We start from the raw sequence: 12,521 nt of genomic DNA, 5'->3' as shown, positions 1-12,521 counted from the left end.
AAGATGATGACGCCGGTTGTTGGTTATTGGTTTGAAACCGAGAATCGGAGAGGCTCCAAGGGCAAAACAAATAAAAAGATAGAGGCTTTTCAGGAAATATAAAAACCCGTTGTAAATAAATAATGTCGCTGTTCAGGAAGGCCTGCTTGTCGTTTTGTGAACAGAAACGGGGTAAGACATCTTTATTCATCATTTCAAAAAAATAAACATGGCAAAATGGTTTAATGCAGGTTTAATAATAGCAACGGTTGCATTTGCATCCTGCAGTGAAGCACAACATGAAACTTCAGCAACTATGGGCACAACAAAAAAAGACTGGGGTGAAGTGGACGGTAAACAAGTTTACCTGTACACACTTACCAACAAAGCAGGAGATGTGGTTACAATCAGCAATTATGGCGGCACCATTACTTCCTGGATTTCGCCGGATAAGAACGGCAATAAAAGCAGTATTATTATTGGCTTCGACAGCCTGAGCACTTACCGGCAGAACCCGCCTTATTTCGGCGCATTGGTTGGCCGTTATGGCAACCGCATTGGCAAGGCACAGTTTACCTTAAATGGAACAACGTATAAACTTGCTGCCAACAATGGCCCTAACAGCCTGCATGGTGGTATAAAGGGTTTTGATAAGGTGGTTTGGGATGCAACGGTTCCCGATTCCACGCAACCTTCTATTACCTTAAAATATTTGAGCAAAGATGGTGAAGAAGGTTATCCGGGCAACCTTGATGTTACGGTTGTTTATACCTTAAGCGATGATGATGGTTTAAAAATTGAATACACGGCAACAACAGATAAAGCCACTCCGGTTAACTTAACCAATCACAGCTATTTTAATTTAACAGGCAGTGTAAAAAACAAAATTCTTGATCATTACCTGCAGATTGATGCCGACCGTTATACGCCGGTTGATCCTACATTAATCCCAACCGGTGAACTAAAAGCGGTGAAAGGAACACCGTTTGATTTTACAACAGCTAAAAAAATCGGGCAGGACTTTAGCGCAGTACCGGGTGGCTACGACCATAATTTTGTACTGAACAGGAAAGATTCTTCTTTACAGAAGGTGGCAACCTTAAGCGATTCTGTAAGCGGCCGTACGCTTGAAGTTTATACCACAGAACCCGGTTTACAGTTTTATACCGGCAACTTTTTAGATGGAAAATTTACAAATCATGATGGAAATCCGCTATTGGTGAATACTGCACTTTGCATGGAAACACAACATTTTCCTGATTCACCCAACAAGCCTGATTTTCCTTCTACCATTTTAGAGCCTGGCCAAACCTATCACAGCATTACGGAATATAAACTGAGCGTAAAATAATGAGTGCCTGGTTGTGAATATTTTTTTAGTGAATCGTGAAACGTGAATGCAGGAGCGTAATAATTTCAGGAGAAACCCTGCATCCACGTTTTATAACATAAGCGTTAAAGAAATAATCTGGCAGGAACATCATTCATTCCAAGCTTTTATGTTTTCACGATTCCCCATTTCCGCACTTTAATTGTAATTTCGACAATTAAAAATCATTTCCTATCTTGCCTTCCTAACGCAGTTCTTGCGATATGACTAAGAATACCAATTATGTTATCGGCGTTGATTATGGAACAGATTCGGTTCGCTCCATAATTGTTGATGCTGCAACCGGGGAAGAAGTTGCTGCTGCCGTTTTTTATTATCCCCGCTGGAAAAAACAGTTGTTTTGCGATGCTTCCATCAATCAATTCCGGCAACACCCGCTTGATTATGTTGAAGGCCTTGAAGCAACCATTAAAGCCTGCCTGCAGCAGGCCGGCCCGGAGATTTCGCCCAAGATTAAAGCCATATCAGTTGATACAACAGGCTCCTCTCCTGTTTTGGTAAATAAGGAAGGAACGCCGCTGGCATTAACGCCGGGGTTTGAGAATAACCCCAATGCCATGTACATTTTATGGAAAGATCATACGGCTGTAAAAGAAGCGGCTGAGATAAATGAACATGCTGCGAAATTTGATGTGAATTACCTGCAATACGTAGGCGGCATCTACTCTTCTGAATGGTTCTGGGCAAAACTTTTACATGTTTTGCGGAAAGACGAAACGGTAAGAAAAGCCGCTTATTCGCTGGCTGAACATTGCGACTGGATACCATTTCTTTTAACTGGCGGCAGCAATGTGGCTTCAATGAAGAGAAGCATTTGTGCCGCAGGCCATAAAGCTTTATTTGCCAAAGAATTTGGAGGTTTCCCGCCAAATGAATTTTTCAAATCATTAGATCCATTACTGGACGGTTTTACAGCCAGGCTTTTTGATAAAGCTTACACGGCATCGGAAAGTGCGGGCACACTTTCCAAAGAATGGGCTGAACGCCTTGGTTTATCAAGCAATGTCATTGTGGGCATTGGCGCTTTTGATGCGCACATGGGTGCGGTGGGCGGGCAGATAGAACCTTATTTTTTGAGCAAAGTGATGGGCACATCCACCTGCGATATTCTCGTTGCACCGGAGAAAGAGGTACAGCATATTTTAGTAAAAGGAATATGCGGGCAGGTACCCGGCTCTGTTATTCCGGGCATGATGGGTATGGAAGCAGGCCAGTCGGCATTCGGTGATGCCTATGCCTGGTTCAGGAATTTACTAATGTGGCCTTTGAAACAAACCCTTAACCAGCCTGGCATTATCGACGCTGATACAACCAGCAAATTTATTGAAGAAAGCGAAAGCAAACTTATTGCATCATTATCCAAACACGCCGCACTGCTTGAAGTAAACGAAGATGATGAATTAGCGGTTGACTGGTTTAACGGCAGAAGAACACCTGATGCCAACCAGATGCTCGAAGGCGCTTTTTATGGCCTTAGCCTTGGCAGCGATGCCCCTCGAATGTTCAGGGCAGTGGCGGAGGCCACCTGCTTTGGCGCCAGGGCTATTGTTGAAAGATTTATAGAAGAAAAAATTCCGGTAAAAGGTTTGATAGGTATGGGCGGTGTTGCTAAAAAATCATCATTCATCATGCAGATGATGGCCGATATTATGCAGATGCCTATCCGCATCCATAAAAGTGAACAAACCTGCGCCGCAGGCGCAGCCATGTTTGCCGCAACAGCTTCGGGTTTATACGATAAAGTGGAAGATGCTATGGCTGCAATGGGCCGCGGTTTTGAAGCGGAATATGTGCCGGACAAATCAAAGGCGGCGCTATATAATAAACGCTATACGAAGTATAAACAATTCGGTGCAGCAATTGAACATCTCACAATGAGTAAATAATAATAAAATAACCTTGCTTTATGATGAAGAAACTTACCACAACGCTTCTTATTATTTGTATTTCGGTTGCTGTTTTTGCACAGGAAACCGTAAGCATGCAGGTGAATGCAAAAGCTGATAAAGACAAGATCAGCCGCTTTATTTATGGCCATTTTGCAGAGCACCTTGGCCGCTGCATTTATGATGGTTTTTATCTTGAAGATTCAACATTGAATGTACCAAAACAGGGCCGCATAAGAATGGATGTGGTGAACGCATTAAAAGCCATCAATATTCCTTTATTGCGCTGGCCCGGCGGCTGTTTTGCAGACAGGTACCATTGGAGCGATGGTATTGGGCCGAAAGATAAAAGGCCATTGCGCATCAACTCCACCTGGGGCATGGTTCCGGAGGATAATAGTTTTGGCACCGATGAATTTTTGCAACTATGCAACCTGCTGAACTGCGAACCGTATATTGCCGGTAATGTTGGAACAGGCACACCGCAGCAAATGTCTGACTGGATTGAATACCTCAATTTCGGCGGCAAGAGCACACTCGCCGATATGCGCCGTGCCAACGGCCATGCAGCGCCTTATAAAGTTGCTTTCTGGGGCGTGGGCAATGAAAGCTGGGGTTGCGGCGGCGATATGACGCCGGAATATTATGCCGACCTGTATAAACGCTATGCTGCTTTTTGTATAAACTATCCCGGTGCACCTTTAAAGAAAATTATGAGCGGCGCCAATGCAGATGACTATAACTGGACAGAGGTAAGCATGAAAAACGTGAGGCCCAATCAAATGTGGGGTTATTCCATGCACTATTATACCATCGTAAATAACTGGCAGCACAAAGGTTCAGCAACCAACTTTAATGAAGAAGAATATTTTAAAGGATTGAAAAGCTGCCTGAATATTGAAACACTCATCAACAAACACAGTGCTATCATGGATAAATATGATCCTGAGAAAAAAGTAAGCCTGTGCGTGGATGAATGGGGCATTTGGACAGATCCTGAACCCAATACAAACCCTGCATTTTTATACCAGCAAAACAGCCTGCGCGATGCATTGATTGCCGCATCATCATTAAACATATTTAATAAACATTGCGACCGCATAAGAATGGCCAACCTTGCACAAACCGTAAATGTTTTGCAGGCGCTGGTACTTACGCAAAAAGAAAAGATGGTGCTTACACCAACTTATTATGTTTTTGATTTGTATAAATATCACCAGGATGCAACTTTATTGCCGGTAAACTTCTTCAGCCCTGATTATAAATATGGCGAAGAAAGCATTCCCGCTGTGAATGCATCTGCATCAAAAGACAGCAACGGCGTTATTCATATTACACTGGTAAATATTGATCCGAACAATAAAATAACGGTGAATGCAAGCCTGAACGGGGCCGCATTTAAAACAACAGAAGGCCAGGTTTTAACTTCAGCCAGCTTCAGTGATGTCAATACATTTGATAATCCCAATAAAGTAAAGCTTGCTGCTTTTTCAGATTTTAAAAAGATTGGTAACGATTTAAGCATAAACCTTCCGCCTATGAGTGTAGTGCTGGTTACATTAAAATAATTGACGTGAATCGGCAAGCATGAAGGTGAAGGTTTAAGTGAAAGCCGGGTTTGAATTTATAACTAAATAGTTTTTTGAATTTTGTTTGATAACCTGCAGGTGAATTTCTATTGAGCTTCGTTGTGTCACTCCCTTGTACTGCATATTTTATGGCACAATGGTTTGCTGCTCATTTGTTCTTTTAATGGTTATCCAAATAGTTTTATAAAAAATTAATCAACAAATACACGTTTTATAACAATAATCAATCTGGAAGGTTTCTCGTTTGTCGATCCACAAAAAATATTCATCCCACATGAGCAAATACGAACACTTACAGCAGGAAGCTTTTGAAGCCAATATGCAGTTGCCAAAACTTGATCTTGTTTTGTTCACCTTTGGTAACGTTAGCGCCGCAGACAGAAGTCTCGGCGTTTTTGCCATTAAGCCAAGCGGTGTTCCGTATGAAGAGCTCTCACCCGAAAAAATGGTGATTGTTGACTTTGACGGCAAAACAGTTGAAGGCAATTTGCGCCCTTCATCAGACACGCTTACACATGCTGTTTTATATAAGCACTGGGAAAAAATAAACGGCATTGTGCATACACATTCAACCTATGCAACAGCCTGGGCGCAAAGCCTGCGTGATATACCCATTTATGGAACCACGCATGCTGATCATCTTACTGCCGATGTGCCCTGCGCTGCCCCAATGGATGATGAAATGATAAAAGGTGATTATGAATATGAAACCGGCTTCCAGATCATTAATGCATTAAAGGAAAAAAATCTCAGCTATACGGATATTGAAATGATCTTGGTGGGCAACCATGCGCCGTTTACCTGGGCTAAAACAGCCACCAAAGCCGTGTATAACAGTGCTGTGCTGGAGCAATTGGCAAAAATGGCTTTCATAACAGAATCAGTAAATGCAAATGTATTGCGCATGAAAGATGCGTTAATCAACAAGCATTTTGAAAGAAAGCACGGGCCTAACAGTTACTACGGGCAGGAATGATTGACGTGAAGCCTTGATTGTGAGACGTGAATGTAAGAACGTGAAAATTTTAAGTTCGAATTGAGTTCGGCTTTATTTATAAAAAATTAAAAGGGATGATTTAATAATAAGTAATCGGGTCCGGGGTTTTCACGTTTGACGATTCATGCCTGACCATTTAGCATCAACATCAAACAATCAAACTATAATAAATACACAACCATGATAGATTTAAAAGACCTGGAGATATGGTTCATTACCGGCAGCCAGCATTTATATGGAGAAGAAACCTTAAAACAGGTTGCTGAACACTCACAGGAAATTGTAAACGGAATAAACGCATCAAAACAAATTCCTTTCCCTGTTATTTTCAAGCCCACTGTAAAAACACCTGAGGAAATTACAGCGACCATTAAAGAAGTAAACGCTTCGCAAAGCTGTATCGGCATCATCACCTGGATGCATACCTTCTCTCCTGCCAAAATGTGGATCAACGGCCTGAAAATTTTACAAAAGCCTTTGCTGCACCTGCATACACAATTCAATCGTGATATTCCATGGAATTCGATTGACATGGATTTTATGAACCTGAACCAAAGCGCACACGGCGACCGTGAATTTGGTTTTATGGTTAGCCGTTTACGCATGGAAAGAAAAGTGGTGGTAGGTTATTGGAAAGATGAAGACACTTTAAAAAGCATTGAAACATGGAGCCGGGCTGCAGCAGGCTGGCACGACTGGCAGGGCGCCAAATTCCTGCGTCTCGGTGATAACATGCGCTATGTTGCCGTTACCGATGGTGATAAAGTGGAAGCAGAATATAAGTTTGGTTTTTCTGTAAATACCTATGGCATTGGCGATCTCGTTGCAGTAATCAACAGCATAAGCGATGCTGATGTAAACAGGCTTATGGAGGAATATGAAGACAGTTATGTTTTGGCTGATGCTTTAAAAAAGAAGGGCAAACAACGCCAGTCATTAAAAGATGCAGCGAGAATTGAACTGGGCCTGAAAACTTTTATGGAGGCTAACAACTTCAAAGGTTTTACCGACACGTTTGAAGATCTGCATGGCATGTTGCAATTGCCTGGTATTGCCGCACAACGCTTAATGCAGTCAGGTTATGGATTTGCCGGCGAAGGCGACTGGAAAACGGTGGCATTGGTTCGCGCCATGAAAGTAATGGCGCATGGTTTAAAAGGCGGCAACAGTTTCATGGAAGACTATACCTATCATTTTGAAAAAGGTAATGAGATGGTGTTGGGTTCGCACATGCTGGAGATTTGCCCATCCATCGCCAACAAAAAGCCTTCCTGTGAAATTCATCCGCTCGGTATTGGCGGCAAGGCAGATCCTGTACGCCTGGTATTTGATGTGAACGGCGGCGCTGCATTAAATGCATCAATCATTGATATGGGTAACCGTTTCAGGATGCTGGTAAATACAGTAGAAGCCGTTAAGCCCAAACATAAGCTGCCAAAGCTGCCTGTGGCAAGGGTTTTATGGAAACCATTGCCCGATATGAAAACCGGGTGCGCAGCCTGGATATATGCCGGCGGCGCACATCATACATGTTATAGCCAGAACTTAACGAACGAACACCTGGAAGACTTTGCGGCCATGGCAAATATTGAATTTGTTTTAATAGACAAGAATACTAATCTTTATAGCCTTAAAAATGAGTTGCGCTGGAGTGAAGCATATTATAAATAACACTGTATATCTTTTACCTGTTATAACGCAAGAACCATTGGCTACTTTTAATTATTTATATCCTGCTACATTAATTTCAAACAAAAAAATAAACTAACGGTACATGAACAAGCTTGTAACGCAAGACTATCTGGTATTTATCCTGTATTTTATAATCGTAGCATCGTATGGATATTGGATTTATCGCCGGCGCAAAAGCAAAGAACATGATTCAAAAGCGTTCTTCCTTGCTGAAGGTTCTTTAACGTGGTGGGCAATAGGCGCTTCTTTAATTGCCTCCAATATTTCTGCCGAACAATTTGTGGGTATGAGCGGTGATGGTTTTTTTGCCGGTGTAGCGGTGGCTTGTTATGAATGGGTTGCTGCCATTGCACTTATTATTATCGCCGTGTGGTTTATGCCTATCTATCTTAAGAATAAGATATATACCATGCCGCAATTTCTGAAGATGCGGTATAACAATACGGTTTCATTAATCATGACAGTATTTTGGTTGTTCCTTTACATACTTGTAAACCTTACTTCAATACTATACCTCGGCGCTGTAGCCATCAGCGGCCTTGTAGGCCCGGAATATTTGCACCCGATTATGATAGGCCTGGCTTTTTTTGCCCTTATCATTACACTGGGAGGCATGAAGGTGATTGGCTTTACTGATGTAATACAGGTAGCTGTATTAATTATAGGAGGTTTTGCAACCATTTATTTTGCACTACAGCAGGTAAGCCATCATGTTGGTGATGGCACGGGGGTAGCCAATGGGTTTTCTACCTTAATGAAAGATGCACCCGATCATTTTCACATGATATTTGATAAACCTACTGCAGAAAGTTCTCAATATGATATTCAGCGTTACGTAATCCTGCCGGGTATTTCCATGTATTTCCTCGGCCAATGGATCGTAAACCTGAATTACTGGGGATGCAACCAATACATTACGCAGCGTGCATTGGGTGCTGACCTTAATACGGCCCGTACAGGTATTTTATTTGCGGGCATGCTGAAAATAATGATGCCGATCATCGTTATGCTTCCCGGTATTGCCGCATACGTTCTATACAAAAACGGCGTGTCTATGACTGGCCTTACCCCCAATGTGGCTCCTGAAGACCTTTACCAAATTAAAGACAAAGCTTATTCATCTGTGCTCGCCTTTTTACCTACAGGGTTAAGAGGCTTATCGGTAGCCGCACTTACCGCGGCCATTGTGGCTTCGCTGGCCGGCAAGGCAAACAGTATTTCCACCATTTTTACGCTGGATATCTATAAAAAATATATGGGGAAAGATGCCAGTGAAAAACAACTGGTAGTTATAGGCAGGCTGGCCATTGTGGCCGCTATGCTGCTTGGCCTTATGCTCACCTGGAATGACACGTTGGGTATTGGTGGCGAAGGTGGTTTTACATTTATTCAGAAATATACCGGCTTTATAAGCCCCGGTATTTTGGCAATGTTCCTGCTGGGTATGTTCTGGAAACGAACCACCGGTGCAGCCGCGGTTGCAGGTATATTGGTAGGTTTTATTACTTCAGTGATCTTTAATAATTATGCGGCCGAATGGTTTGGCCACGAAACATTATTATATACAGCCTTCCCCATTATTAAAGAAGGCGTTACCACATGGGAAATACCATTCCTCGTATGTATGGGATGGTCTGGTGTATTTACGGTGCTCGTGATGGTTGCCGTGAGCCTTGCCGGACCTAAAGTAAATCCGCAGGCCATTAATATTGAATCAGGCATGTTTAAGGTAACACCCCGTATTTTAACAATGATTGTTATTACGCTTATATTACTTACTGCCATTTATGTAAGGTTCTGGTAAAACAGGTTCCAAGCATAAAAAAACGCTCCCAAAAAGGAGCGTTTTTTTTATGCTTACAACATCATAAATTCAAAATCTTTTCACAAGTTCTTCAATCAATGGCACCTGGTAAGCAAGAATTTTTTCTTTTGCCGTGGCCGCGTCAAACCATTCAGCCCTGTCAACTTCCGGCACTTCTATGCGTTTGCCGGAACGCGGCGGCCAGTCAACCCAAATTAAATTACTGGTAATATTTGCTGTATCAAAATCCTGTTCCGCAGCAAAAGCATAAACGATTTTGCCGCTTTTATTTTTCACCGGTGATAATTCAACAAAATCTTTCGCTGAAATCTTTTTACCGGTTTCTTCTTCAAATTCCCTTTTGGCCGCCTGCAACGCATTTTCCCCTTCATCAAATTCTCCTTTTGGAATTGACCAGGCGCCTGCATCTTTTTTTGCCCAAAAAGGGCCGCCGGGATGCACCAGCATTATCTCCAGGAAATTATTTTTTCTTCTGAATAAAATTATTCCTGCACTTTTTTTACCCATATTATCTGCCTTAACATTTTTATGTTTTGCAAGCTAACCACCACGCATTACATTTGCGCAATTTACCTGTAATGAATCAAAAGCTTACTCACAACGAATCAGTCCCATCCAAAAACAAAAAAATTATTGTTCTCGGCAGCGGCCCCAACAGAATTGGTCAAGGCATTGAATTTGATTATTGCTGCGTGCACGGCCTGCTTGCTATTAAAGAATGCGGTTATGAAGCCATTATGGTGAACTGCAACCCTGAAACGGTTTCCACCGATTTTGATATGGCCGATAAACTTTATTTCGAGCCTGTTTACTGGGAACATTTATGGGAAATAATTGAGCTGGAAAAGCCCGATGGCGTAATTGTTCAGCTCGGCGGCCAAACAGCTTTGAAACTGGCAAAAAGGCTGCATGAAAAAGGCATTAAAATTATCGGCACTTCTTTCGACAATATGGATATTGCTGAAGACCGCGGCCGTTTCAGCGATCTGCTGAAAGAACTTGATATCCCTTACCCGCAATATGGCACTGCTTATACTGCAGATGAAGCTATTGAGGTAGCCAATCAAGTGGGATATCCTGTTTTGGTACGCCCCAGCTATGTTTTGGGCGGCCAGCGAATGCGTATTGTAATAAATGATGATGAACTGGAAAAGGCCGTTGTAAGTTTATTAAAGCACATTCCCAATAATAAAATATTAATCGACCATTTTCTCGACCGTTGCCAGGAAGCAGAGATTGATGGCATCTTTGATGGCGAAACTTTTCACGTAATGGGTGTAATGGAGCACATTGAACCTGCAGGCATTCACAGCGGCGACAGCAACGCTGTATTACCGGCGTTCAATCTTACGCCCCTGGTTGTGACTACAATGGAATATTATGCAGAGAAAATTGCACGTGCACTTGACATTCGCGGCCTTATTAATATACAGTTTGCAATTAAAGACAACAAGGTTTTTGTAATTGAAGCCAACCCCAGGGCCAGCCGCACAACGCCGTTTATTGCAAAGGCTTACCAAATCCCTTATCTCAATGTTGCCACAAAGGTTATGCTGGGTGAAGTAAAACTAAAAGATTTCACTTTTGAAAAGAAGCTGGAAGGTTTTGCTATTAAGGAGCCTGTTTTCAGCTTTAATAAATTTCCGAAAGTTAATAAAGAACTCGGCCCGGAAATGAAGAGTACGGGTGAAGCAATCCGCTTTATTAAAGATTTACGCGATCCTTATTTCAGGCAGCTGTTTAAAGAAAAGAGCATGTACCTGAGTAAATAATCAGGCAAATCCATTCTTCCATTTTTGCGCAATGGCAATAGCTGTTTCCAGCATGTGCGGTTGCCAGTTTTCTATATTCCAGGCTGTGTTGGAAAAACCTGCATTATGCAATAATTGCAAAGCATGCACATTGGATGTGGCCTTTTCAAAAATATTGGAGAGTGCAGTTTGTTGTTGAAACAATACTTCATCTTCTACAGGCATCAACTCTAATGTAATTTCCGGCGCAATAAAATTATTTGTATTAACCGGCCCGTTTTCCTTTTTTGATTCAACTATTGAACTTAGTTGCAGAAAGTCATCCTGAAAAAATTTTCTTTTTTCTTCTGTATCAAGGCCGCAGCTTAGTTGTTCCAAAACCACATATTTTAAATTAGGGCATCTGGGAATTACTACGTGCAATAATTCAAAAACCTCAGCCGGAACAGTTTCGTCATGCGTGTCCCTTCTTATTTTCCTGCCGGGTTTAGTAACAGAATTCTCCCAGCTTCCGCCCGAAATATGAATTTCTCTCACAAGATCAAGCGGGTAATGTGCAACGATGTTTTCAAATTCAATATCAAAATTGTGCAACTGGCAATAAATATTATGCAGGTCTAAAATAATAAAGCCATTTACCGGCTCAAGCAGTTTTGCAAGAAAATCGCCGTGTTGTTTTACATCTTCAATGGTATAAGCAAACGCAAGGTTCTCAAGACCCACCGGGCAATTAGAGGCATTAGAAATTCTTTTCAGCCTGTCCCGGCCGATCATAAGCGTGGTTGCAGTAAAAGGAATACCCAGAGGAGCGCCGGTATGAAAATTTTCGCCGGTCATAAAACCAAAATGTTCCGTTATATGATCAAATTGAACCCGGCTGCTTACATTTTTTAAATTGTCAAGCCAATCCTGCTGTTCCTTTAACCATTTACCGGAGAATAATGAAAAATAAACGCCATGCCCGATTAGTTTTTTAGCATCGGAAAAGGTTTGCAACAATTCATAAAACCATCCGGGAATGTCATTTGCTTTAAAGAGCGCATCGAACGACCATTCAATTGCCTCTATTTTTTCTGCTTCAAACAAAGGCAGGGTTGCAAGCAATATATTGGTATCGAGGTTGCAGGAAACAGCCGCATTTATCTTCGGCATCAGTTAATCAATTTAATTTTTTTACCGGTTTAACCCATACCACAGGCAGGGCAGTTTCCGGGAATTACATAAGTGCTGTCTGTTTTGGCGGCTTTTTCTTTTTGTGGTTTTGAATCAACAGATTTTGAGCAGGATGCAACTGTGCTGGCAGTAACTGCAACCAAAATGGCCTGAAGCAAGGTTTTTGATACTTTCATTTTAAGCAATTTTAAGATTTGGCTGATGCAGGTTTGACAGTAAGCTTTTGTAAAACGTTGCCA

The 12,521-nt window shown here is 42.0% G+C and carries 10 protein-coding genes; 7 read left to right on the top strand and 3 right to left on the bottom strand.

Translation table 11 applies throughout. The features are described 5' to 3' along the window. Positions 1-208: 208 nt before the first annotated feature. The 6 genes from ACTHN6_RS16550 (at position 209) to ACTHN6_RS16525 (ending at position 9,337) form a co-directional block, all read left to right on the top strand. Positions 209-1,330: an aldose epimerase family protein gene (locus ACTHN6_RS16550; protein WP_440436887.1), complete on the top strand. Its 1,122-nt coding sequence runs from the start codon at positions 209-211 to the stop codon at positions 1,328-1,330. A 242-nt stretch (positions 1,331-1,572) separates the two neighbouring features. Beyond that, positions 1,573-3,255: a ribulokinase gene (locus ACTHN6_RS16545; RefSeq protein WP_440436886.1), complete on the top strand. Its 1,683-nt coding sequence runs from the start codon at positions 1,573-1,575 to the stop codon at positions 3,253-3,255. 20 nt (positions 3,256-3,275) lie between these two features. Next, a complete protein-coding gene (locus ACTHN6_RS16540; RefSeq protein WP_440436885.1) occupies positions 3,276-4,823 on the top strand; it encodes an alpha-N-arabinofuranosidase in 1,548 nt (515 codons plus the stop codon). Between the two features lie 295 nt (positions 4,824-5,118). Further along, on the top strand, positions 5,119-5,820 hold the full coding sequence (locus ACTHN6_RS16535) for an L-ribulose-5-phosphate 4-epimerase (protein ID WP_440436884.1): 702 nt from the start codon (positions 5,119-5,121) through the stop codon (positions 5,818-5,820). Between the two features lie 201 nt (positions 5,821-6,021). After that, positions 6,022-7,512, top strand: a complete 1,491-nt coding sequence (gene araA / locus ACTHN6_RS16530) for an L-arabinose isomerase (RefSeq protein WP_440436883.1) — start codon at positions 6,022-6,024, stop codon at positions 7,510-7,512. Positions 7,513-7,615: 103 nt separating this feature from the next. Next, the gene (locus ACTHN6_RS16525) at positions 7,616-9,337 is read left to right on the top strand and encodes a sodium:solute symporter family transporter (protein ID WP_440436882.1); all 1,722 of its coding nucleotides are present in this window, start codon (positions 7,616-7,618) and stop codon (positions 9,335-9,337) included. Between the two features lie 69 nt (positions 9,338-9,406). Here ACTHN6_RS16525 and ACTHN6_RS16520 read toward each other — a convergent pair whose 3' ends face one another. Continuing rightward, the gene (locus ACTHN6_RS16520; protein ID WP_440436881.1) at positions 9,407-9,865 is read right to left on the bottom strand and encodes an NUDIX domain-containing protein; all 459 of its coding nucleotides are present in this window, start codon (positions 9,863-9,865) and stop codon (positions 9,407-9,409) included. A 71-nt stretch (positions 9,866-9,936) separates the two neighbouring features. Between ACTHN6_RS16520 and ACTHN6_RS16515 the strand changes: the two genes are divergently transcribed. After that, positions 9,937-11,130 carry an ATP-binding protein gene (locus tag ACTHN6_RS16515; protein ID WP_440436880.1) on the top strand — a complete coding sequence of 398 codons (1,194 nt, stop codon included), beginning with the start codon at positions 9,937-9,939 and terminating at the stop codon, positions 11,128-11,130. On the opposite strand, the gene ACTHN6_RS16510 is transcribed toward ACTHN6_RS16515, so the two are convergent. Then, on the bottom strand, positions 11,131-12,261 hold the full coding sequence (locus tag ACTHN6_RS16510) for a multinuclear nonheme iron-dependent oxidase (RefSeq protein WP_440436879.1): 1,131 nt from the start codon (positions 12,259-12,261) through the stop codon (positions 11,131-11,133). It lies immediately after the preceding gene. A 29-nt stretch (positions 12,262-12,290) separates the two neighbouring features. Further along, entirely contained in the window at positions 12,291-12,458 is a 168-nt protein-coding gene (locus tag ACTHN6_RS16505; protein WP_440436878.1) for a chryseobasin-related MNIO class RiPP peptide, read from the bottom strand. Between the last annotated feature and the right edge of the window lie 63 nt (positions 12,459-12,521).

The sequence above is a fragment of the Parafilimonas sp. genome, assembly GCF_051953455.1.
GTDB lineage: Bacteria > Bacteroidota > Bacteroidia > Chitinophagales > Chitinophagaceae > Parafilimonas.
Note: the sequence above shows the minus strand (reverse complement) of the source record. Positions and strands in the feature narration are given on the sequence as shown.